General features: G+C 74.0%; 17 protein-coding genes. 9 read left to right on the plus strand and 8 right to left on the minus strand.

Annotated elements, in window-relative coordinates; all coding sequences use genetic code 11:
- Positions 1 to 33 precede the first annotated feature (33 nt).
- From AC0VX6_RS07100 to AC0VX6_RS07120, 5 genes are all read left to right on the plus strand, one after another.
- Positions 34 to 1,260, plus strand: coding sequence for a RodZ domain-containing protein (locus tag AC0VX6_RS07100; RefSeq protein ID WP_274976728.1), 1,227 nt, complete (start codon positions 34 to 36; stop codon positions 1,258 to 1,260).
- A 171-nt stretch (positions 1,261 to 1,431) separates the two neighbouring features.
- Entirely contained in the window at positions 1,432 to 2,874 is a 1,443-nt protein-coding gene (rimO, locus tag AC0VX6_RS07105; RefSeq protein WP_274976729.1) for a 30S ribosomal protein S12 methylthiotransferase RimO, read from the plus strand.
- The gene (gene pgsA / locus AC0VX6_RS07110; RefSeq protein WP_212641035.1) at positions 2,871 to 3,476 is read left to right on the plus strand and encodes a CDP-diacylglycerol--glycerol-3-phosphate 3-phosphatidyltransferase; all 606 of its coding nucleotides are present in this window, start codon (positions 2,871 to 2,873) and stop codon (positions 3,474 to 3,476) included. Before rimO ends, pgsA begins: the two co-directional genes overlap by 4 nt.
- Positions 3,473 to 4,024: a CinA family protein gene (locus tag AC0VX6_RS07115; protein WP_475467866.1), complete on the plus strand. Its 552-nt coding sequence runs from the start codon at positions 3,473 to 3,475 to the stop codon at positions 4,022 to 4,024. The genes pgsA and AC0VX6_RS07115 overlap by 4 nt, the downstream gene beginning before the upstream one ends.
- A 159-nt stretch (positions 4,025 to 4,183) precedes the next feature.
- On the plus strand, positions 4,184 to 4,540 hold the full coding sequence (locus tag AC0VX6_RS07120) for a helix-turn-helix domain-containing protein (RefSeq protein ID WP_013151706.1): 357 nt from the start codon (positions 4,184 to 4,186) through the stop codon (positions 4,538 to 4,540).
- A gap of 105 nt (positions 4,541 to 4,645) precedes the next feature.
- Here AC0VX6_RS07120 and AC0VX6_RS07125 read toward each other — a convergent pair whose 3' ends face one another.
- The 5 genes from AC0VX6_RS07125 to AC0VX6_RS07145 all read right to left on the minus strand — a co-directional run bounded on the left by AC0VX6_RS07125 (position 4,646) and on the right by AC0VX6_RS07145 (position 10,282).
- The gene (locus AC0VX6_RS07125) at positions 4,646 to 5,110 is read right to left on the minus strand and encodes an RrF2 family transcriptional regulator (protein WP_013151707.1); all 465 of its coding nucleotides are present in this window, start codon (positions 5,108 to 5,110) and stop codon (positions 4,646 to 4,648) included.
- 237 nt (positions 5,111 to 5,347) lie between these two features.
- On the minus strand, positions 5,348 to 6,820 hold the full coding sequence (locus tag AC0VX6_RS07130; protein ID WP_475467868.1) for a glycoside hydrolase family 3 protein: 1,473 nt from the start codon (positions 6,818 to 6,820) through the stop codon (positions 5,348 to 5,350).
- Between the two features lie 133 nt (positions 6,821 to 6,953).
- Positions 6,954 to 7,922: a carbohydrate ABC transporter permease gene (locus AC0VX6_RS07135; protein WP_475467870.1), complete on the minus strand. Its 969-nt coding sequence runs from the start codon at positions 7,920 to 7,922 to the stop codon at positions 6,954 to 6,956.
- Entirely contained in the window at positions 7,919 to 8,914 is a 996-nt protein-coding gene (locus AC0VX6_RS07140; protein WP_274976733.1) for a carbohydrate ABC transporter permease, read from the minus strand. Before AC0VX6_RS07140 ends, AC0VX6_RS07135 begins: the two co-directional genes overlap by 4 nt.
- 90 nt (positions 8,915 to 9,004) lie before the next feature.
- Positions 9,005 to 10,282, minus strand: coding sequence for an extracellular solute-binding protein (locus AC0VX6_RS07145; RefSeq protein ID WP_475467872.1), 1,278 nt, complete (start codon positions 10,280 to 10,282; stop codon positions 9,005 to 9,007).
- 274 nt (positions 10,283 to 10,556) lie between these two features.
- Here AC0VX6_RS07145 and AC0VX6_RS07150 point away from each other — a divergent pair, with 274 nt between their 5' ends.
- Positions 10,557 to 11,771 (plus strand): ROK family transcriptional regulator, encoded by a 1,215-nt coding sequence (locus AC0VX6_RS07150; protein ID WP_274976735.1) that lies wholly within the window; start codon positions 10,557 to 10,559, stop codon positions 11,769 to 11,771.
- A gap of 162 nt (positions 11,772 to 11,933) precedes the next feature.
- Here the strand turns inward: AC0VX6_RS07150 and AC0VX6_RS07155 are convergent, their stop codons facing one another.
- Both AC0VX6_RS07155 and AC0VX6_RS07160 read right to left on the minus strand, forming a co-directional pair.
- Complete coding sequence (locus AC0VX6_RS07155) at positions 11,934 to 12,473, minus strand: GNAT family N-acetyltransferase (protein WP_475467875.1); 540 nt, start codon at positions 12,471 to 12,473, stop codon at positions 11,934 to 11,936.
- 236 nt (positions 12,474 to 12,709) lie between these two features.
- Positions 12,710 to 17,239 (minus strand): ATP-dependent helicase, encoded by a 4,530-nt coding sequence (locus tag AC0VX6_RS07160; RefSeq protein WP_475467877.1) that lies wholly within the window; start codon positions 17,237 to 17,239, stop codon positions 12,710 to 12,712.
- A gap of 75 nt (positions 17,240 to 17,314) precedes the next feature.
- Between AC0VX6_RS07160 and AC0VX6_RS07165 the strand changes: the two genes are divergently transcribed.
- From AC0VX6_RS07165 to recX, 3 genes are all read left to right on the plus strand, one after another.
- Positions 17,315 to 17,509 carry a DUF3046 domain-containing protein gene (locus AC0VX6_RS07165; RefSeq protein WP_130396862.1) on the plus strand — a complete coding sequence of 65 codons (195 nt, stop codon included), beginning with the start codon at positions 17,315 to 17,317 and terminating at the stop codon, positions 17,507 to 17,509.
- Between the two features lie 175 nt (positions 17,510 to 17,684).
- Positions 17,685 to 18,821 carry a recombinase RecA gene (gene recA, locus AC0VX6_RS07170; protein WP_475467878.1) on the plus strand — a complete coding sequence of 379 codons (1,137 nt, stop codon included), beginning with the start codon at positions 17,685 to 17,687 and terminating at the stop codon, positions 18,819 to 18,821.
- Entirely contained in the window at positions 18,814 to 19,398 is a 585-nt protein-coding gene (recX, locus tag AC0VX6_RS07175; protein WP_274976739.1) for a recombination regulator RecX, read from the plus strand. The genes recA and recX overlap by 8 nt, the downstream gene beginning before the upstream one ends.
- A 268-nt stretch (positions 19,399 to 19,666) precedes the next feature.
- On the opposite strand, the gene AC0VX6_RS07180 is transcribed toward recX, so the two are convergent.
- The gene (locus AC0VX6_RS07180) at positions 19,667 to 21,811 is read right to left on the minus strand and encodes a dipeptidyl-peptidase 5 (protein WP_475467880.1); all 2,145 of its coding nucleotides are present in this window, start codon (positions 21,809 to 21,811) and stop codon (positions 19,667 to 19,669) included.
- Positions 21,812 to 21,980 lie beyond the last annotated feature (169 nt).

Consider the following 21,980-nt stretch of genomic DNA (forward strand, 5'->3'; position numbering starts at 1 on the left):
TTGCAGCTACACACAGTCGCGGGGGGAGTGCGCATGGCGACGATCGGTCAGACCCTGTCCGCCGCCCGGGTCGCGGCGGGGTACACGGTCGCGGACCTCAGCATCCGTACACGTATCCGGGAACCCGTCCTCACGGCCATCGAGCAGGAGGACTTCTTCTCCTGCGGCGGGGACTTCTACGCACGCGGCCACATCCGCGGCATCTGCCGCACGCTCGGCCTGGACCCGGCACCGCTCCTGGCCGAGTACGACCGCGAGCACGCGTCCCGCGCCATACCCGCCTTCGTCCCCCCGCAGCGCCACCCGGCGTCCGTGCCCGAGGCGGCCCGCGTGGCCGCCGCGGCGCGCGCCGAGACCCGTTCCGGGGAGGACGGGGAGGCGGTGATGGCCCACCGCTTCGGCGAGGACGACTCCGGGGTCGGCGCCCAGCGCTGGGGCCACTTCGAACGCAGGCAGTTCCTGACGCGCCAGCCCGACGAGGAGCCCCAGGAGACCCAGGAGCACCGTGGGCCCCAGGAGCACCGTGGGCCCCGCAGGCCGCGGCTGGCCGGGTGGATCCCCGGTCCCCGCGAGACCGCGGAGGGACGCCGCCCCCGTGCCCGGGCGCCCGAGGACGGAGCGCCCGAGGACGGGGCCGCCGACGTCGGCACCGCGCGGATCGGACCCGTGCGGGGCGGGCACGCCGACGGCAGGCACCGGAGCAGCGGGCCCCGGGCCCGCGGTCCCCAGCCGGGCGGGACCCGGGTCGGCAGGCACGGCCGGGGCGACCCCGTCACCCGTCCCGTGGTCATCGCCGCGCGGCCCCGGCCCGTCGACGCCGTCCGGCGCCACTGGCCCTGGGCCGTGGTCGGGGCCATCTTCCTCCTGGCGCTCTTCGTCGGGGTCCGCACCTGGCAGGACTGGGACGCGGGCAACCCGTTGCGCTCGGCCTTCGACTCCTCCGCCACCGAGAGGACCGTCGACTCAGCCGTGGGGGCGGAGGAGGCCGCGGCGGAGCAGGGGCCCGTCGAGTTCACCGTCGAACTCGGCGCCTCCGGACGCAGCTGGGTCGAGGTCACCGGGGCCGACGGAGAGGACCTCTACGTCGGCTACCTGCTGGAGGGCGACGTCAAGGAGTACGTGACCGAGGACATGCTCAGCCTGTGGGTCGGCGACGCCGGGGCGGTCAGCGTGACCGTCGACGGCGAGAGCTCCGGCCCCCTCGGTCTTCCGGGCGAGGTCAAGGAGATCGTCATCGGCCCGGACGGCGTGCGGCAGTGACCGGACCGCGCCCCGGCCCGGAGCGATCCGGGCCGGGGTACGGGCGGGTGAGCCGGCCAAGGTAATGTGGGGGGCTGCGGGCGGCGCCGGACCGCGCCGTGCTCCGAGCACGGCCGACCGGTCCGGGACGGCCCCCGCGCCACCCGAAGCTCTCCCACACGCTTGGAAGCCATGTCATCGCGCCGTACTGTCTCACTCGTCACCCTGGGGTGTGCGCGTAACGAGGTCGACTCCGAAGAGCTGGCCGGGCGCCTGTCCGCTGGCGGCTGGGACCTCGTCGAGGGCGACTCCGAGGCCGACGTCACCATCGTCAACACCTGCGGGTTCATCGACGCGGCCAAGCAGGACTCCATCGAGACCCTCCTGGAAGCGGCGGAGAACGGCGGCAGAGTCGTCGCCGCCGGGTGCATGGCCGAGCGCTACGGCTCCGAGCTGGCCCAGGCCCTGCCCGAGGCCCAGGTCATCGGCTTCGACGACTACGCCGCCATCACCGACCGGCTCGACGACGTCGTGGCCGGGCGGACCCTGGTCCCGCACGACCCCCGCGACCGGCGCACGCTGCTGCCGATCAGCCCGGCCGAGCGCGACGCCTCCCAGGCCCACGTCCCCGGCCACGCCAGCTTCGCCGACTCCGCCGGGGCCGAGGGCACCGAGCTGCCCTACCGCGCCTCCGTCCCGCGCCGACGCCTGGTCGGCGGGCCGGTGGCCAACCTCAAGATCGCCTCCGGCTGCGACCGGCGCTGCACCTTCTGCGCCATCCCGACTTTCCGGGGCGCCTACCTCTCCCGCCGCCCCGACGACATCGTGCGCGAGGCCGAGTGGCTCGCCTCCGAGGGCGTGCGCGAGGTGTTCCTGGTCAGCGAGAACTCCACCTCCTACGGCAAGGACCTGGGCGACGTGCGCGCCCTGGAGAAGCTCCTGCCCCGCCTGGCCGCCGTCGAGGGCCTGGAGCGGGTCCGGGTCAGCTACCTCCAGCCCGCCGAGGTCCGCCCCGGCCTGGTGGACGTGCTCACCGGGACCCCCGGCGTGGTGCCCTACTTCGACCTGTCCTTCCAGCACGCCAGCGGCACCCTGCTGCGCCGCATGCGCCGCTTCGGCGACCGCGAGCGCTTCCTGGAGCTGCTGGACACGGTCCGCGGGCGCGCCCCCGAGGCCGGCTCGCGCTCCAACTTCATCGTGGGCTTCCCCGGTGAGACCGAGGCCGAGTTCGAGGACCTGGTCTCCTTCCTCTCCGAGGCCCGGCTGGACGCCATCGGCGTGTTCGGCTACTCCGACGAGGACGGCACCGAGGCCTTCGGCCATGAGGGCAAGCTGCCCGACGAGGTCGTCGCCGAGCGCGTGGACCGGCTCAACCGCCTCTCCGAGGAGCTGATGGCCCAGCGCGCCGAGGAGCGGATCGGCTCGGAGGTCACCGTCCTGGTGGAGACGGTGCTGGAGGACGGCGCCTACGAGGGCCGCTCCGAGCACCAGGCCCCCGAGGTGGACGGCAGCACGATCCTCTACGGCGAGGGCCTGGCCGTCGGCGACCTGGTACGCGCCACCGTCATCCAGTCGGCCGGGGCCGACCTCATCGCGGAGCAGGACGACACCCACGGGGAAGCCGCCGACAGATGAGCACCCCCGACCCCGCGGCCACCCCCGCCCCCCGCGTTCCCCTGTGGAATATCGCGAACATCCTCACGATGAGCCGCCTGGTCATGGTGCCGCTCTTCGTGTGGTTCATGTTCCTGGACGGCTCGTGGTGGCGGTTCGCCGCCTTCTCCGTCTTCGTGCTGGCCGCCATCACCGACCGGGTCGACGGCGAGATCGCCCGCCGCCGCAACCTGGTCACCGACTTCGGCAAGATCGTCGACCCCATCGCCGACAAGGCGCTCACCGGCTCCGCGCTGGTGGTGCTCTCCCTCCAGGGCGACCTGTGGTGGTGGGTGACCATCGCGATCCTGGTCCGCGAGTGGGGCATCACGGCGCTGCGCTTCGCGGTCCTGCGCTACGTGGTCATGCCGGCCAGCCAGGGCGGCAAGCTCAAGACGGTCCTCCAGATCGTCGCGATCAGCGTCTACCTCTTCCCGCTCCAGGTGCTGCCCTTCAGCGAGGTCTTCGTCTGGTTCGCGCACGTCGTGATGGCCGCCGCGCTGGCGGTCACCCTGTGGACCGGCCTGACCTACGTGTTCGACGCCGTGCGCGCGGTGCGCGCCCGCAAGGGCCCCGCCGCGTGACGGAGGAGCGGGACCGGCCGGTCCCCGGTGACCCGGACCCGCGCGCCGCGGCACTGGCCGCGGCCGGGGCCGCCCACCGGGCCCTGCTCGCCGCCGGCGCCACCTGCGCCACCGCCGAGTCGCTGACCGGCGGCCTCGTCGGCGCCCACCTCACCGCGATCCCGGGTGCCTCGGGCACCTACCGGGGCGGCGTCGTGGCCTACGCCACCGACGCCAAGGACAGCGTCCTGGGCGTGCCCGCGGACCTGCTGGCCGAGCACGGCGCCGTCCACCCCGAGGTCGCCGGGCACATGGCGCTCGGCGTCCGCCGCCTGCTGGGCTCCGACTACGGCGTCGCGGTCACCGGCGTGGCCGGACCCGATCCCCAGGACGGCCAGCCCGTCGGCACGGTTTTTGTGGCCGTCGCCACGCCCGACGAGGCCACGCGGGGCCGCCGTTTCCGTTTCACCGGGGACCGTGCGGGTATCCGATACCGCACGGTCGAGGGGGCGCTGCTGCTCCTGGACACCGCTGTGCGCGGGAGCACGGAAGGAAACGCCCGGGACTGAACTTTCCGGGCTGTTCTTCCTTTCCTCACCCTTGGGAACAAAACCACCCCTGGGCGGGGTTCCCCCTCCAGCGAACAGGACGGCAAGAGGTGCCCGAATCGGGCGTGGGACAGGTACGGTGGTGTATATGAAGGTCGCTACCGGTGGGAGGGAGCGCGAATGATGGTCCTGCTTCGTCACCTACTTGGTGACGTGCTCAGGCGGCTCCGGCAGCGCCAGGGCCGCACCCTCCGTGAGGTGTCGGCCGATGCACGTGTATCCCTCGGTTACCTGTCGGAGGTCGAGCGCGGGCAGAAGGAAGCCTCTTCCGAACTGCTCTCCTCGATCTGCGGGGCGCTGGGCGTCCCGCTCTCGCAGGTACTGAGAGAGGTCTCCGACCAGCTCGCCCTCGCCGAGCTCCAGGAGGCCGCGCTGCTGGGTGACGCGGTCACGACCGACCCCGTCTCCGCCCAGGACCTCGGCATCGACCCGGTACCGGATCGCGTTCCCCAAGTCGCCGACATGGTGGGGGTCTGACCCCTCCTCGGAACTGTCCGTCCATCGTCACCGTGACCACGACGAAGGAGCCGACCAGACGGTCGGCTCCTTCGGTGTTCACGGGACCTGCGCGCGGGGCGGCGGTCAGCGGTGGGTGTGGTTCACCCAGGCCTCGGGGTCCTCGGCCAGCGAGCGCACCGTCTCGGGCAGCTCGTTGGTCACCAGGTGCTGGAGGTTGACGCCCTCCAGGATCGCGCGCTCACTGGCGCGCAGCGCGATCCACACCTGCTGGAGGCTGCGGGCCGCGCCGTCGTAGTCCACGTGCTCGGGGCGTTCCCCGCGCACGTTGGCGAGCGGTCCGTCGACCGCGCGGATGATGTCGGCCAGGGAGATCTCCCCCGCCGGACGGGCCAGCCAGTAGCCGCCGACGGGGCCGCGCTGGCTGCGTACCAGACCGGCCCGGCGTAGCTGGGTGAGGATGTTCTCGAGGAATTTTCCGGGGATGGCCTGCGCGCGTGCGAGCTGTTCGGCCGTCACCGGCCCCTCGTCGGCGACGGCGAGTTCCGCCGCCGCGCGTAGCGCGTAGTCGACCCGGGCTGAAAGGCGCATGCTGTGATTATGCCGTGTGTAAGTGGGCGAATGGGGCACCGGTCGTCGACGGGAACGCCGCCGACCGGGATGCTTCAGGCCAAGGGTACTTCTCCTACCGGGTTGCGGGGACATCGGTGACGTCCCCGCTCCCGGGGTGTCCCGCCCCAGTATGTCCGCCGTGGTGACGGGCGTCACCCGAACGCGCCGACCCGGCCGGTCGCGGACCGGCCGGGTCGGGGAGCGGGGCCGGGGCGCTCAGTTCACGCCGGGGGAGGGGGCGCCCACCGGGGCCCCCAGCAGCTCCGCCGCGCTCAGCCCGTTCACGTGCGCGGCGCCGTAGGTGCTCACGTGCGCGCCGCAGTCGGGCCGCCAGATGGGCAGCCCCATCTCCACCACCACGGCGTCGGGGTGCGCGCTGAGCAGGCGGTTGACGAGCGCCTGGGCGGAGGGGTAGCGGTGCGCGTCCCGCACCACCACGACCAGGTCGCGGTCCCGGGCGCTGGCGGCCAGCCGGTCGGCGTGCGCGACGTCGGGGGTGACCCGTTCGGTGCCCGGGAACCAGGGGGACAGGCCCCAGGGGACCTCGCCCACCGCCATGCCGGAGGGGGCGTCCACCTCCACCACGTAGGGGTCCGCCAGCGGCGGCAGGTCGCCGTCCACGCGCACCGCCCGGCGGGCGCCGACCAGGCCCACCCCGTCGGCCGCGGGCACGTCCGGGCGCCGGGTCTGGGCCGTGCGGATCCAGCTCCGCAGCTCGGCGTTGCGTCCGGCGGCCTCCTCCAGGCGCTCCCCGGACAGGCGGCCCTCCCGGACCGCGTCCACCAGCGCGGCGCGGATCAGCTCGACCTGGTCGGCGTAGACGAACCGGCCCAGGCACAGCAGGTCCACCCCGGCGGCCACCGCGCGCACGCAGGCCTCGGGGATGCCGATCCGGCCGCTGACGCCCTGCATGTCCATGGCGTCGCTGACCACGGTGCCGGTGAAGCCCAGCTCGCCGCGGAGCAGGTCGTTGAGGATGCGCGGGGTGAGCGTGGCGGGGCCGTCGCCGCCCAGGCCCGGCATCTCGATGTGCGCGGTCAGGATCGACCGGACGCCCGCCTCCACGGCCGCGCGGAACGGCAGCAGCTCGCGGCGGCGCAGCAGGTCGGCGTCGGCCTCCACGCGCGGCAGCACGTGGTGGGAGTCCTGGGAGGTGGCGCCGTGGCCGGGGAAGTGCTTGGCGCACGCGGCCACGCCCGCCTCCTGGAGGCCGAGCACGGCGGCCGCCGCGTGCCGGGCCACCAGTTCGGGGTCGGAGCCGAAGGAGCGGGTGCCGATCACCGGGTTGTCGTCGGCGACGTTGACGTCCACCGAGGGCGCCAGGTCCAGGTTGAAGCCCAGCTCGGCCAGGCGCCCGCCCAGGGAGCGCAGGGTGGCGCGGGTCAGGCCGGGGTCGTCCACCGCGCCCAGGGCCGCGTTGCCGGGGTAGTCGCTGCCCTGCGCCTGGCCGATGCGGGTGACGTCGCCGCCCTCCTCGTCCAGGGAGATCAGCGGGGTGTCGGTGACCCCGGCCAGGGTCGCGTTGAGCGCGGACACCTGCTCGGGGCCGTCCAGGTTGTTGTGGAACAGACAGACACCGGAGATCCCGTCCGCCAGACCCTCCAGGACCCAGCGCGGGGCTTGGTAGGACTCGAAGGGCACCAGCAGCGTGGCGTTGGCCAGACGCGCCAGGGTCGGGTCGTACGGCATGACGAACTCCGTTCGGTGAGCGAAGGGGTGCCCGTGGTCGGGCAGACGAAGGGCGGGCAAACGGGGGGAGGGCGCGCCCGGAGCGGGGCCCGCGGTGTCCGTCGCGGGACCCGCCCCGGCGGGAGGGACGCGGTCAGCCCTTGACCGCGCCCATGGTCAGGCCGGAGACCATGCGCCGCTGGACGAACAGGAAGAAGATCATCACGGGGATGGTCAGCAGGGTGGAGGCGGCCATGATCGGCCCCCACTCGGTGCCGAACCGGCCGAAGTAGTAGGACAGCGTCAGCGGCAGCGTGTAGTTGTCGGTGCTGCGGCCCAGGAACGTCAGCGCGACGATGAACTCGTTCCACGCGGTGATGAAGGCGAAGATGCTCGCCGCGACCAGGCCCGGCGCGACCAGGGGCATCAGGATGCGCCAGAAGACGGTCCAGGCGCTGGCGCCGTCGATGGCCGCCGCCTCCTCCAGCTCCTTGGGCACCGCGGCCACGAAGCCCCGCAGCATCATGATGGTGATCGGCAGGGACACGGCCGTGTACACGATGAGCAGGCCGGACAGGTTGCCGAGCAGCTCCACGCCGCTGACGTCGGACAGCTGGCGGAAGTTGATGAAGATGGAGATGATCATCGCCTCCATCGGCACCATCTGGATCACCAGCAGCAGGATGATGAACGCGGTGCGCAGCCGGAAGCGGAACCGGGCCACGGCCACGGCGGCCAGCAGCGACAGGAACGCTCCCATGGCCACGGAGGCCACGGTGAGGAACAGGCTGTTGCCCAGGAACTGCCAGAAGTTCACCCCGGGGATCAGCTGGCCGTTGAGCACCCGGTCGAAGTGCTCCAGGGTCGGCGCCGTCGGGAAGATCGTCTGGTCGCGGGTGAAGATCTCGCCCACCGGCTTGAAGGCCGTGATGACCATCCAGTACACGGGGAACACCGAGAACAGGAACACCGCGAGGCCGGCCAGGTACAGCGGCAGGCGGCGCAGCCGGCGCAGCGGGCCGCGGCGGTAGACGCGCCGGGGGCCGTTCGGGCCGCCCGTCCCGGCGCCCCCGGTGGCGCGCTCGCGGACGGCGGAGACGGAGGTCTGGTCGATCGCGGTCATCGGGTCTCCCCCTGGCGGATCATGATGCGCAGGTAGTACGCGGTGACGGCGAGGATCATCACGGTCATGACCACCGCGATGGCCGAACCCATGCCGTAGTTGGCCGGGCTGGCGCTGAAGCCCTGCTGGTAGATGTAGTACGAGAGCAGGTAGACGTCCTTGTTCTGGAAGCTGTTCGCCAGGATGTAGAGCTGGGTGAACACGCGCAGGTCCCAGATGATCTGGAGGACCAGCAGCAGGGCGAACAGCGGGCGCAGCATCGGGAACGTGACGTTCCAGAAGGCCTTCCAGCCGCCCGCGCCGTCCATCCTGGCGGCCTCGTACAGCTCGTAGGGGATGCTCTTGAGCCCGGCGAGCACGGAGACGGCCACGAAGGGGAAGGACTGCCAGACGATCACGGTGACGAGGATCGAGAACAGCGGGAGCGGTTCGAGGAACCAGTTGTACTGGAGCCATCCGCTGCCCACCAGCCAGTCCGGCAGCCGGTCCAGGATGACGTTGACCAGGCCCCGCTCGGGCAGGAACAGCCAGCGGAAGACCAGGGAGGCGCTCAGCGCGGGGGTGGCCCAGGCGAGCATCATGCCCAGGGCCACGAACCCCGAGAACCACTTGGGGAGCTTGTTCAGCAGCAGCCCCACGAGGGTGCCCAGCACCATCGTGATGCCGACCATCAGCACGCAGACCACGACCGTGTTGCGCAGGATCCCCCAGAACTCGGGGTCGGTCAGCAGCGTCTGGTAGTGGGCGAAGTTGTTCCAGGCCGGACCCGGCTGGTTGGGCAGGAGGTTGCGGGTGGTGAAGCTGGTGAGCGAGTACCACACCATCTGCACGATCGGCCACAGCAGCACGACCGCGAGGAGGATCAGAGCCGGTGCGATGAGCAGGTACGGAGTGGGGAGCGCGAGGCGGCGGCGAGGTGCGGGCTCGGAGGCGGGGGCCTTCACGGCCTCCTCCCGCTCGCGCGCGGGCGCCGGTTCGACGGTTTGTGCCATGGTCTTCTCAATCGAGGCGTGGGCCGACCGCGGCGGGCGGGGCCGTTGGACCCCGCCCGCGCACAGCTCTACTCAGTCAGACGGGAGGGGCTACTCGACCGGCTCGTTGAGGATCGAGGTCAGCTCCTCGTTGGCCGCCGCCAGGACCTCCTCGGCGTCGCCCCCCTGCACGATCTCCAGGACGGCGCCCGGCAGGATCTTGTTGTCCTGGTCGGCCGCGGTCCAGCGCGGGGTGGTCGGGAAGAACTGGGTGTGCTGCATCTGCTCGGCGGCAGCGGCGGTGGCGGGGTCCTCCTGGTACGTCTCGCTCTCCAGCAGGTGCGGGTAGGCCGGGAAGAAGCCCGCGACGTCGGCGTAGCCCTGGCCGCCCTCCTCGTCGCCGAGGACGGTGAGCAGCTCGAAGGCCAGGTCCGGGTGCTCGGTGGTGGTGAACACCGTCAGGGCGGAACCGCCCGCGAAGGCCGGGGCGATGCCCTCGGCGCCGGGGATGGGCGCGGCAACGATGTTCTCGACGACCGCCGGGTCCTCGGCCTGCTCCTCCATGGAGCCGATCGCCCAGCCGCCGTCGATGTACATGCCCAGCTGGCTGTTGGCCATGTCGGCCAGCGCGATGAGCTCGTTCTGGCCGACGTAGTCCTGCGGCGAGATGCCGTCGGTGGTCAGGCTGGAGTAGAACTCGATGGCCTCGACGGTGGCGGGGTCGGTGAGGGTGCCCTCCCACTCCTCGCCGTTCTGCTCCGCGATCGAGCCGCCGTTGCTCCAGATGAAGCTGGCGATGCCGTTGGTGAAGTCGGTCGGCGCGGCGAAGCCGGGGACGTCGTACTCCTCCTCGATGGCCTCGGCCACCTCGACGAGCTCGTCCCAGGTCGCCGGCGGCTCGTGGCCGATCTCCTCCAGCCAGTCCGCGCGGTAGTACAGGGTGCGCACGCCCGAGAACCACGGGACGCCGTACTGGACGCCCTCGTAGGTGCCGTACGCCAGGGCGTTCTCGTCGATGCCCGCGGCGGCGTCCCAGCCGCTCACCTGCTCGGTGATGTCCATCAGGGCGCCCTGCGCGGCCCAGCCCGCGACCTGGTCGTTGCCGACCTCCAGCACGTCGGGGGCGTCGCCGCCGGCGAGGGCGTTGGTGATGGCCTCCTGCGCGTCGGGCCAGGGGATGAACTCGACCTCGACGGCCACGTCCGGGTTGCTCTCCTGGAAGCGCGCCTCGACGTCCTCGAAGTACTCGACGAGGGGCTCCTGGGAGGTGCCCATGACCCAGACGGTCAGGCTGTCGGCCTCGCCGCCCCCGTCACCGGAGTCGGAGCCGCCGCACGCTGAGGCGAGCAGGACCACGGCCGTGGCCGCGGCGATCTTGGGGAACCTCATCTGTATCTCTTCTCCCTTCGCACGACGCGCCGGGGTGCGACGCCTGTGCTCGAACCGACCTGGGATGATCGTGGGAATCACCCCGCGGCTCGACGTCTTGTGGGGGTTGTGCTGGGATAGCACGTTGGCCGCCCGGCCGGAGCGGGTACCGGGAGGGCCCAGCGAGTATCGGAAGGGCCCGAAGCGGGCCTTACGAGGACGTGACCTCCTGTGAGGTTGTGAGCTAAATTAACAGGAAACTTTCCTAATAAAAACAGGGTGAGGTGTCACGGTTATGTCTCAACGTCCGGGGACTCCCCGGCTGCTACGCCAGCTCAACGACCGCGCGGCACTGGAACTGCTCCTGTCCGCGGGGCCCTTGACCAGGACGCAGCTGGGAACGCGTACCGGCCTTTCCAAGGTGACCGCCTCCCAGCTGCTCGCGCGGCTGGAGGAGCGGGACCTGGTGCGCGTCGTGGGCAGCCAGGCGGGCGGGCGGGGGCCCAACGCCGCGCTGTACGCGGTGGTGCCCGAGAGCGCCTACGTCGCGGCCCTGGACGTCAGCGCGAGCCGGGTGACCGCGACGATCGCCGACATCACGGGCCGCATCGTCAGCGACGTCGCGGTCGACCCCAGCGCCTCCGACGACCCCGTCGCGCTCGTCCACACCGCGGTGATGCGCCTGGCCGACACCGCGGGGGTCGCACTGGACAGGGTCCGCGCCTGCGTCATCGGCACCCCCGGCGTCGTCGATCCCCGTACCGGCGACATCCGCTTCTCCTTCGACCTGATGTCCTGGCACGAGGGCATCCTGGAGGCCCTGCGCGCCGACCTCAAGCGCTCGGTCATGATCGAGAACGACGTGAACCTGGCCGCCCTGGCCGAGCACTCCGAGGGCGCCGCCGCCGGGGTAGCCGAGTTCGTCCTCATCTGGCTCAGCGCCAACGGCGGCGTGGGCATGTCCACCATGATCGACGGCCGCATCCACCGGGGCCGCTCGGGCGGCGCGGGCGAGATCGGCTACCTGCCCGTGCCCGGGGCGCCCATGCCCACCGACGTGGGCCTGTCCGGCGGCTACGAGTCCCTGCGCGACGGCGTCAGCCGCGAGCTGCCCCACGGGTTCCAGGCGCTGGTCAAGGCGGGGCAGGTGGTCGAGCTGGCCGCCGGGTACGGCATCGAGGGCACCGACGTCACCGAGGTGGTCGGGGCGGCCTCCGCCGCGGGGACCCCGGAGGCGGACGCCTTCCTGGACGACTTCGCCGAGCGCCTGGCCCGCGGGGTGGCCGCGGTCGCGGTGATCCTGGACCCCGGCCTGGTGGTGCTCGGCGGGGACGTGGCCAGGGCGGGCGGTGTGAAGCTGGCCGAGCGGGTCCAGGCCGCCGCCGCGCGCATCGCCCCGAACGCGACCGAGGTCGCGCTGGGAAGGGTGGAGGGCAGCCCGGTCGTGCGGGGCGCTCTGCTGCACGCCCTGGAACGGGCCCGGGAGGACGTCTTCTCCTCGACGGTCTGAACCCGCCGGGCTCCGGCCCCATGGGAGCCCTCCCACGGCGGCGGGCGCGGGCCTTGCCAGCGGGAGCCCGTTCCAGGCAGTCCCTTCTGCTCCTCCGTCCGCGCCCCGGCCTCCTCACCCGGCCGGGGCGCGGACGGCCCGCGCGGGCCGGGCACGGAGGGCTCAGGACGGCCGGGCCAGATCCCGGAGCATCACCACGCGCGGCAGCACCCGGATGCCCGCCCGCTCCTCGGCCCGCCAGACCTCCTCCAGGCCCGGGCCCCACTCCGCAGGGGGGAGCACGGAGAACCCGCGGTCCGCGTACCAGGGCCCGTTCCACGGCAGGTCGCGGAAGGTGGTGAGCGTGAGGCGGGTGTGACCGGCGGCGGCCGCCTCGGCGCACACCGCCTCCAGCAGGGCACCGCCGACACCGCGCCTGCCGTGCCCGGGGTGCACGGCCAGCTGTTCCAGGTGCGGACGCCCGTCAACGGTCACCGTCGCGGCCAGGCCGACCACGGAGCCGCCCGTCGCGGCGCCCTCGGCCGGGCCCCCGGGAAGGGCCCCGGCCGTGTCCCCGGCGGACTCCTCGGCCACCAGGACCCGTTCCGCGTGCGCGAGCACCTCCCGCGGGTCGTCGGGGGGCAGCACCACCCCGGCCGCGGCGAACACGGTGTCCGCCGCCAGCGACACCTCCACCACCCGTGGTTCGTCCTCCGGCCGCATCGGTCGGATCCCCTGTCGCCCCACCGGTCCCCCTCGTACTCGTGCCCTCTCCGGCGCGGACGCCATCCTGACCGGTTCCGGCCGCCGCGGCCAGCCGTTTTCGCGTCCCGGCGAAAGGTGCGCGGGCCCGCCCGTGCGCGCTCACGCGCACGGGCCATCCGACGCCGACGGACGGGGGACACCGCCCTGCGACGCGTCGCCGGCCCGCGCCCCGCGGGTGTCCGGCCGGGGGCGGGTCAGGGGCGCAGGCGCAGCCCCTTCGGGGTCACGTGGAACCCCGCCGCCACCAGCGCGGCGTCCACCGGCGTCGCGAACACCTCGGCCCCGTCGGCGCGCTCCACCGTCAGCGCCCCCGCGCGTCCGTCCCGCACCGCCCCGGCCAGGGCGCGGGCCGCCCGCTCCAGCAGGGCGGGCGGCGAACCGAAGGTCAGCACCGAGCGACCGCCCCGCCCCACGTACAGGGTCAGCCGCCCCCCGTCGATCACCACCAGCGAACCCGCCGACCGGCCCGGCCTTGCCTGGGCGTCCCCGGGCCAGGCCAGGTCCGTGCCGAACGGGTTCGCCGGGTCGGTCGCCGCCAGCACCACCGGTTCCGCCGCGCCGCCGGAAACCGCGCGCAGCCGGTCCACGGCGCCCGGCAGCGCGAACTGGGCGCCGCCCAGCCCGTCCACGAAGTAACCGCGGCGCACCCGGCCCGACTCCTCCATCGTCCGCAGCACCCGGTACTCGTCCGGGGAGATCCGCCCGCCCTGGTGGCCGCGCACCAGCACGCCCCGGCGCTCCAGGCGCGCCTCCAACCGCGCCAGGACCCGCCTGGTGGGATCGCCCTCCCGCTCGGGCAGGGCCCACCACCGCCCCGCGGCCGTGGGCGGTCCCGACCGGGTGGGCAGCACCGGGCGCGCCAGCCGCCCCGCACGCGAGGGCGCGCGACGCGGGGCGGCCCCCGAGCCCAGCACCGCGCGCAGCGGGGCCAGGGTGTCGTTGGTGACACAGCCCGACCACACCAGCTCCCACAGCGCCGCGACCAGCTTCGCGTCCGTCACGGCCGAACCCCCCGGCGCGCCCGCCGCACGGTCGGCGAGGTCGCGGAAGAACAGCGCCCCGCCCCCGCGCAGCGCCTCCAGCACCGCGTGGGCCGTGGTGCCCTCCCGCGGCGGCACCGGTTCGGGCAGCAGCAGGGCCGCCTCGTCGGCCGGGGCCAGGCACACCCACCCGTCCTGCCCGGGCAGCGCGCCCGCACCGGCCCACACGACCTCGCCCGCCTGCGTCAGCTCGTCCAACCGCCGGGGCGCGTAGTCCTCCACACGGGAGGGCAGCACGAGGGCCTCCAGCGCCGACGCCGCCACCGTCGCGCCGCGCAGCGACTCCACGGCCTCGAACACCGCGTCGGGCCCGCGCCACCGCTCGCCCGCGACGGCGCGCTGCCACAGCGGCGCGAACGCGGCCAGGGCGGCCTGCGCGACCGGCTCCACCTCGCTGCGCAGCCGCGCGACCGACCCGCGCCGCAGCCGCCGCAGCACGTCGGCGTCGCACCACTCGGTGCCCGTCCCGCCGGGCCGGAACCCGCCCTGATGGACGCGCCCCAGCCGGGACAGCTCCCGCAGCACGCCCTCCACCACGTCCGCGCCGAGCCCCAGCCGCGCCGCGGCCTCCCCGGAGGAGAACGGCCCGTGCGTGCGCGCGTAGCGCGAGACCAGGTCGCGGGTCGGCGCCTCCACCGGCTCCAGGAGGGCCCCGGCGACACCGGCGGGCGGCCGCGCGCCCAGTGCGTCGCGCAGCCGCGCCGCGTCCTCCACCGCGCACCAGCGCTCGGCGCCCGCCACGGCCATCCGCCCCACCCGGCCCGCGGACTCCAGCTCCTCCAGCCACTCCCGCCGGGCTCCCCGCGCCCCGGCCTCCTCCGTGGTCAGCGGCCCCACCTCGCGCAGCAGGTCGGCCGCCCCCTCGGCGTCACGGGCGCCCGAGCCGGGCGCGGTCCGCTGCAACAGCGCGCCGACCTCCTCCACCACGCGCGGATCGAGCAGCTCCCGCAGGTCCGCCTCGCCCAGCAGGTTGGCCAGCAGAGAGGTGTCCAGGGTCAGCGCCTGCGCGCGCAGCTCGGCCGCGGGGGCGTCCCCCTCGTACAGGAACGCCGCCGTGTACTCCATCATCAGCGAGCGCGCGAACGGCGACGCCGTCTCGGTGCGCACCTCCACCACCCGTGTCCGGCGTGACCGGACCCCCTCCAGCGCCTCCACCAGGGCGGGTACGTCGAACACGTCCCGCAGGCACTCGCGCACCGCCTCCAGCACCATCGGGAACGACCCGTAACGGCCCGCCACCGACAACAGGTTGGAGGCCCGCAGCCGCTGCTGCCACAGCGGCATCCGCCGGTCCGGCCGTTGGCGGGGCAGCAGCAGGGCCCGCGCCGCGCACTCGCGGAACCGCGCGGCGAACAGCGCCGACCCGGGCAGCTCGCCGGTGACCGCCTCCTCCACCTCCTCCGGGTCCAGCGACACCAGGTCGGCCAGCTCGCCCGGCCGGTCCCAGCCCCCGGCGTCCGGCAACCGCAGCACGATCCCGTCGTCGCCGTGCACGACCTGCGCGTCCGCGCCGAACCGGTCCCGCAGCCGCCGCGCCAGGGCCATCGCCCACGGCGCGTGCACCCGCGCGCCCAGCGGGGAGTGCACGACCGCGCGCCAGTCCCCGACCTGGTCGCGGAAGCGCTCGACGACCACGGTCCGGTCGTCGGGCACGTGCCCGGTGGCCTCCCGCTGCTCGGAGACGTACTCCACCAGGTTGCGCGCGGCCCACGCGTCCAGCCCCGCCCCCTCGGCCAGGGCCAGCGCCTGCGCCGGTTCCGCCGCGGCCAGCTCCCGGGTCAGCGCGCCCACCGCCCGGCCCAGCTCCGCGGGCCTGCCCTGCGCGTCGGCCTTCCAGAACGGCATCCGGCCCGGCCGCCCCGGTGCGGGGGAGACCAGCACCCGGTCGGCGGTGATCGCCTCGATCCGCCACGAGGTGGACCCCAGCACGAACACGTCGCCCACCCGCGACTCGTAGACCATCTCCTCGTCCAGCTCGCCGACCCGGGTGGGCGCCCGTCCCGGCGCGGAGCCCCCGTCCCGCCCGGTCAGGTGCACCCCGTACACGCCCCGGTCGGGGATGGTGCCGCCGCTGACCACCGCCAGCCGCTGCGCGCCCGGGCGCGCCCGGAGCACGTCCGCCTCCCGGTCCCACACCAGGCGGGGGCGCAGCTCGGCGAACTCGTCCGAGGGGTAGCGGCCGGACAGCATGTCCAGGACCGACTCCAGCACCGTGTCGGCCAGGTCGGCGAAGGGCGCGGCCCGCCGGACCAGGGCGGCCAGCTCGGGCACCGGCCAGTCGTCCATGGCGGCCATCGCCACGATCTGCTGGGACAGGACGTCCAGGGGGTTGCGCGGCATCTCCAGGCGCTCGATGGCGCCCGCGCGCATCTGCCCGACCACCACGGCCGTCGCCAGCAGGTCGCCCCGGAAGCGGGGGAGGAAGACCCCGCGCGAGGTCCCGCCCACCTGGTGCCCCGCCCGGCCGACCCGTTGCAGGCCGCTGGCCACCGACGGCGGCGAGGCCACCTGCACCACCAGGTCGACCGCGCCCATGTCCACGCCCAGCTCCAGGCTGGAGGTGGCCACCACGCAGCGCAGCCTCCCCCGCTTCAGCTCGTCCTCGATCAGGGCCCGCTCGGCCTTGGACATCGAGCCGTGGTGGGCGCGGGCGACCACCGGGGGGCCGCCGCGGCTGTGCCCGGACTGGGCGATGACCTGCGCGGGCACCTCCTCCGGCGGCAGGCGCCCGCCGTGCCGTTCGGCGTGCAGGTCGTTGACGCGGGCGCACAGCTTCTCCGCGGTGCGGCGCCCGTTGGTGAACACGATGGTGGAGCGGTGGGACTCCACCAGGTCCAGGACCCGACGCTCCACGTGCGGCCACAGGGACACGCCGCCCGCGCCCCGGGCGCCCCCGTCGTCCTCCGCGCCGCCGGAGGGCCGGGCCGGCCCCGGGTCGCCGGGCTCCTCCATGTCGGGGACGGGCACCACCACGCGCAGGTCCATGCCGGGGGATCCGGGCGGGGCGACGACGTCCGCGCCGCCCAGGAACCGCGCCACCAGGTCGGGCGGGCGCACGGTCGCCGACAGGCCGATCCGCTGCGCCGGGCGGTTCAGCAGGGCGTCCAGCCGCTCCAGGCTCAGCGCCAGGTGCGCGCCGCGCTTGCTCCCCGCGAGCGCGTGCACCTCGTCGACGATGACCGTCTCCACCCCGGCCAGCCCCTCCCTGGCCCGCGAGGTGAGCACGAGGAACAGCGACTCGGGCGTGGTGATGAGCACGTCCGGCGGCCGGGTGGCGAGCCTGCGCCGCTCGGCGGCCGGGGTGTCGCCGGTGCGCACTCCCACGGTGACCGGGGACAGCGCGTGCCCCCCGGCCTCGGCGGCGGCCGCGATCCCGGCCAGGGGGACGCGCAGGTTGCGCTCCACATCCGCCGCGAGGGCCTTGAGCGGGGACACGTACAGCACCCGGCAGCGGCGGGCCCGGTCCTCGGGGACCGGGGCCGAGGACAGCCGGTCCAGCGACCACAGGAAGGCCGACAGGGTCTTGCCCGAGCCGGTCGGGGCCACGACCAGCGTGTTCCTCCCGTCCTGGACCGACTCCCAGGCACCGGTCTGGGCGGGGGTGGGGCCCGCGGGAAAGGCCCGGTCGAACCAGGCCCTGGTGGCGGGTCCGAAGCGTTCGAGGGGGCGGGGCGCACGGCTCATGCCGCCAGTGTGCCCGCGGGCGGGGACAAAGGGGAGGGGACGCGGCGGACGCCGCGATCACCGATACTGGGCCCGATGAGACTCACGGTTTTCTGGCACAACATGCACGAGCAGTTCGGCGAGGCCTACGCGCAGAGCGTGGCCCGCGACCACGTCCTGGAGGGGCTCGGGTCCCGCACGGTGGAGCAGGCGCTCGCCGACGGGGCGGCGCCCAAGGAGGTGTGGCGCGCCGTGTGCGACGCCTTCGACCTGCCCGCCTCCAGACGCTGATCCGGCGACGGACCTCCCGCGAGGTCGCATCCGTTTCGTACGCCATATCGAACACAGGTTCGGGTAGGGTGGGTTGTCCACAGGCGGACGTGGGACGTCGCGATTGTCGTAGCGACCGCGTAGCGTCGTGCTCACCATGAAGAAAAAGGCATCCACCCAACAACAGGGGTATCCCGTGGCATCTGGAGACCGAGACAAGGCTCTCGAAACAGCGCTCGCCCAGATCGAGCGGCAGTTCGGCAAGGGCTCCATCATGCGCCTGGGCGACGACGACCGCCCGCCGGTGGAGTCGATCCCCACCGGGGCGATCGCGCTCGACGTGGCGCTCGGCATCGGCGGCCTGCCCCGGGGCCGCGTCGTGGAGGTCTACGGCCCCGAGTCCAGCGGTAAGACCACCGTGGCCCTGCACGCGGTGGCCAGCGCCCAGCGGATGGGCGGCATCGCGGCCTTCGTCGACGCCGAGCACGCGCTCGACCCCGAGTACGCCAAGAAGATCGGCGTCAACACCGACGACCTGCTGCTCTCTCAGCCGGACACCGGTGAGCAGGCGCTGGAGATCGTCGACATGCTCATCCGCTCCGGCGCGGTCTCCATCATCGTCATCGACTCCGTGGCGGCCCTGGTGCCCCGCGCCGAGATCGAGGGCGAGATGGGCGACAGCCACGTCGGACTCCAGGCCCGCCTGATGTCCCAGGCGCTGCGCAAGATCGCCGGTGCGCTCCACCAGACCAACACCACCGCGATCTTCATCAACCAGCTGCGCGAGAAGGTCGGCGTCATGTTCGGCTCGCCCGAGACGACGACCGGCGGCAAGGCGCTCAAGTTCTACGCCTCGGTGCGCCTGGACGTGCGCCGCATCGAGACGCTCAAGGACGGCACCGACGCGGTCGGCAACCGCACCCGCGTCAAGGTCGTCAAGAACAAGGTCGCGCCGCCCTTCAAGCAGGCCGAGTTCGACATCCTCTACGGGGTGGGCGTCTCGCGCGAGGGCAGCCTCATCGACCTGGGCGTGGAGCACGGCATCGTCCGCAAGTCGGGCGCCTGGTACACCTACGAGGGCACCCAGCTGGGCCAGGGCAAGGAGAACGCGCGCAACTTCCTGCGCGAGAACGCCGACATGGCCAACGAGGTCGAGAAGAAGATCAAGGAGAAGCTGGGCGTGCCCGTCAAGGGCGACGACAGCGCCTCCGGCCCGGCCGCCGAACCTGCCAAGGCCGCCGCGGAGGCGGCTTCGGACCCGGCCGCCGCGGCCAAGGCGCCCGCCAAGCGCGCCGCGGCCAGGACTCCCAAGGCGCCCGCGGCTGATGCGTGAGGGGGGCCGGTCCCCGGACCGGCACCACTCCGAGGACGACGGCCCCTTCCCGGGCGGTTCCGCTCCGCCCGGGAAGGATCCCGAGGCCGAGGCCCGCGCCCTGGTCCTGCGGATGCTCACCCACTCCCCGCGCACCCGCGCCCAGCTGGAGCGGGCCCTGCACCGCCGGGAGTACGAGGAGGAGGTCGTCACCTCGGTCCTGGACACGTTCGGTGAGGCCGGGCTGATCGACGACGCCGCCTTCTCCCAGGCCTGGGTGTCCTCCCGCCACCACGGCAGACGGCTCTCCCGCCGCGCCCTGGCCCAGGAGCTGCGCACCCGCGGCGTGGAGGAGGACACCGTCCGGGAGGCCGTCGGCGAACTCAGCGACCAGGACGAGGAGGAGGCCGCCCGCGACCTGGCGCGCCGCCGCCTGGCCGCCACCCGTGGCAGGGACCAGGAGACGCGGACCCGCCGCGCCCTGGGTTTCCTGGCCCGCAAGGGCTACTCCGCGGGCCTGGCCTACCGGGTGGTGCGCGAGGAGCTCGAACGCGAGGGCGTGGAGGCCGAACTCCACGCCCCCGACCCCGACTTCTGAGCCCGTCGCCGCCGATCCCGCCGGGGGCGCCGTCACCGCCGTCCGGGCTTCGATCCCGACGGCGACCGCCTGCGCGTGGGCACCCTGAAGGACTGAGGCCCCGAGGACCCGGACCGGTGTACGGGGACGGCCCCGAGACCGCCCCGCTCCCTTCCGACCCCGAGGGACCGCGGACCCGCGCGGGGTCAGCCGCCGCCAGCGGTCGGGGCGGTGGTGTCCTCCGCCGGACAGTGGGACCGCCCGTCCCGCCCGCCCCGTTTCCGAAGGGTCAGTCGTCGGCGGTCGTCGGACCGGCGGCGGCCTCAGCGGGCCTCGGGGACCCGCTGTCCCGTCCGGGATCCCGCGCGAGCGCGCCGGCGGTGTCCTCCGCACTCGGTGCGTCCTCGGCCTCCTCGATGCCTCCGGGCTCCCCGGCGTCCTCCGCGGCCGGTTCCGCGCCGTCCCCGCCATCCCCGGTCTCCGGCGGAACGGTCACCAGCTCCAGCGGCGCCACGTCTGCCTCGAACCCGAACACCCGCGCGTAGAAGGCCAGCTCCGACTCCAGGGAGCGGATCCGCGCCTCCTGCCCGGTGAACCCGTGCCCCTCGCCCTCGAACTCCACCAGCGCGTACGGCGCCCCGCGCCGCCCCAGCGCCGTCGCCATCGCCGTGGCCTGGTCCGGGGTCACGACCCTGTCCTCCAGGCCCTGCACCAGCAGCACCGGCACGTCGATCTCCCCGGCGCGGTGGACCGGAGAACGCTCCCGGTACCGCTCCACGAACCCCGGCAGCGTCCCCACCAGCGAGTCCAGGAACCGCGACTCGAAGTCGTGCGTGGTCCGGCTGAACCCCAGCAGGTCGGTGACCCCGAAGAGGGACACCCCGCACGCGAACGTGTCCCCGGTCAGCGCCATCAGCGCCGTGTACCCGCCCGCGCTCGGACCGCGGATCGCCAGCCTCCGGGGATCGGCCACCCCCTGTTCCACCAGGGCCCGGGCCGCGGCCACGCAGTCCTCCACGTCCACCACGCCCCACTCCTTGTGCAGACGCTTGCGGTACGGGCGCCCGAACCCCGTGGAACCGCCGTAGTTGACGTCCACCACACCGATCCCCCGGCTGGTGAAGTAGGCCTTGACCAGGTCGAACTCCAGCGTGCTGACCGACACCGGGCCGCCGTGCGCCCACACCACGTACGGCGCGGGCCCGTCCGCGGACGCGTCGGGGTGGGTCGGCGGGTAGACGTTCGCGTGCACCGGCGCCCCGTAGCGGCCCGGCAGCGTCTCCTGGCGGGGCACGGGCAGGTAGGCGGTGTCCGGCAGCTCCTCGGCGGCCCGGCGCAGCACCTCCACGCCCCCCGAGTCCGGGTCCAGCCGCACCAGGCACGGCGGCTCGGTCGGCGAGGAGGCCACCGCCACCACGGTGCGCCCGTCGGTGTCCAGCATCGACCACGTGGTCAGGCCGGTCGCGACCGGCGTCAGATCCAGGGTGTCGGGGTCGTACACGCTCGGGGTCAGGTCGGCGTGCCCGTGCAGCGCCACCACCCGGCCCGAGTCCAGCACGCAGAACGACCGGTTGCCCAGGCGGCCGGGAGAGGCGTGGAACTCCTCCTCGGCCGGGTACAGCGCCAGCGCCTGCCCGGTCATCCCCGCCTGGTACAGGTTCCACCAGCCCGGCCAGTCCGAGGCCACGTACAGCGTCGCGTCGTCGGCCCAGGCCGGGGAGACCACCGACTCGTCCACCCCGCCCTTGAGGGTGTACTCGCCGGTCAGCCCGGTCTCGCCCAGGGCGCCCACCCTCAGTTCGCTGCCGTCCCAGGGCATCCTGGGGTGGTTCCACCGCACGTAGGCCAGGTGGGCGCCGTCCGGCGACGGGGTGGGGGAGGCGTAGAAGTCCGCCCCCGAGACCAGTTCGCGCACCGCGGAGGGGTCCTGCGCGCCCCGTCCCGACAGCGGCACCGACACGATCGAGCGGCGGACCGCCCCCTCCCCGTGCCTCTCGCGCACGCACAGCACGGCGCGTCCGTCCGCGCTCAGCGCGGGGTCGGCGTAGCGCGAGGCGCCGTCGTCGGGAGTGAGCGGCACCGGCTCCGAGGAGCCGCGTTCCAGCAGGTAGAGGCGTTGGTCGGAGGACTGGGAGAACACCACGCCCATGCGGGTGATGGCCTTGTCTTCGCGGCGCGGGACCGGCAGGTAGGCGCGCCCGCCGTACTCGTGCACCCGGGTCCCCGCGCTCCAGGGCGCGGGCAGCAGCTCGGTCACCGTTCCGTCGGCGTCGCGCCGCATGAGGGTGGTCCGCCCCTCCTCGGGGCGGCCCTCCTCCCACCAGACCTCCGCGCCCGCGACGGACGGGAACGCCATCCGCCGCACTCCTCGGGCGACGTCACCGGCGCTGATGGGCGATGGCCAGGAGCCGTGGGGGCTCGACAGTTCAGACATGTCCGCTCAGGGTGGGTCGAGGATTCGATGCGATGACATGTCGACCTTAGTCCTCGTTCGCCCGCTTGTGCAGTCCCGAAGGGCCCTCCGCGCGCCGCCCTCCGCGGGGCCGCGACGACGACGGCCCCGTACGCGCCGGGGGCGCGCACGGGGCCGTACCGGCCGTGGG

Source organism: Nocardiopsis sp. iso_25 (assembly GCF_056173305.1).

Excerpts from the sequence above, each read along its gene's own strand:
- AC0VX6_RS07100 (WP_274976728.1), top strand. The coding sequence starts at position 34 with ATGGCGACGATCGGTCAGACCCTGTCCGCCGCCCGGGTCGCGGCGGGG.
- rimO (WP_274976729.1), top strand. The coding sequence starts at position 1,432 with ATGTCATCGCGCCGTACTGTCTCACTCGTCACCCTGGGGTGTGCGCGT.
- pgsA (WP_212641035.1), top strand. The coding sequence starts at position 2,871 with ATGAGCACCCCCGACCCCGCGGCCACCCCCGCCCCCCGCGTTCCCCTG.
- AC0VX6_RS07120 (WP_013151706.1), top strand. The coding sequence starts at position 4,184 with ATGATGGTCCTGCTTCGTCACCTACTTGGTGACGTGCTCAGGCGGCTC.
- AC0VX6_RS07125 (WP_013151707.1), bottom strand. The coding sequence starts at position 5,110 with ATGCGCCTTTCAGCCCGGGTCGACTACGCGCTACGCGCGGCGGCGGAA.
- AC0VX6_RS07130 (WP_475467868.1), bottom strand. The coding sequence starts at position 6,820 with ATGCCGTACGACCCGACCCTGGCGCGTCTGGCCAACGCCACGCTGCTG.
- AC0VX6_RS07135 (WP_475467870.1), bottom strand. The coding sequence starts at position 7,922 with ATGACCGCGATCGACCAGACCTCCGTCTCCGCCGTCCGCGAGCGCGCC.
- AC0VX6_RS07140 (WP_274976733.1), bottom strand. The coding sequence starts at position 8,914 with ATGGCACAAACCGTCGAACCGGCGCCCGCGCGCGAGCGGGAGGAGGCC.
- AC0VX6_RS07145 (WP_475467872.1), bottom strand. The coding sequence starts at position 10,282 with ATGAGGTTCCCCAAGATCGCCGCGGCCACGGCCGTGGTCCTGCTCGCC.
- AC0VX6_RS07150 (WP_274976735.1), top strand. The coding sequence starts at position 10,557 with ATGTCTCAACGTCCGGGGACTCCCCGGCTGCTACGCCAGCTCAACGAC.
- AC0VX6_RS07155 (WP_475467875.1), bottom strand. The coding sequence starts at position 12,473 with ATGCGGCCGGAGGACGAACCACGGGTGGTGGAGGTGTCGCTGGCGGCG.
- AC0VX6_RS07160 (WP_475467877.1), bottom strand. The coding sequence starts at position 17,239 with ATGAGCCGTGCGCCCCGCCCCCTCGAACGCTTCGGACCCGCCACCAGG.
- AC0VX6_RS07165 (WP_130396862.1), top strand. The coding sequence starts at position 17,315 with ATGAGACTCACGGTTTTCTGGCACAACATGCACGAGCAGTTCGGCGAG.
- recX (WP_274976739.1), top strand. The coding sequence starts at position 18,814 with ATGCGTGAGGGGGGCCGGTCCCCGGACCGGCACCACTCCGAGGACGAC.
- AC0VX6_RS07180 (WP_475467880.1), bottom strand. The coding sequence starts at position 21,811 with ATGTCTGAACTGTCGAGCCCCCACGGCTCCTGGCCATCGCCCATCAGC.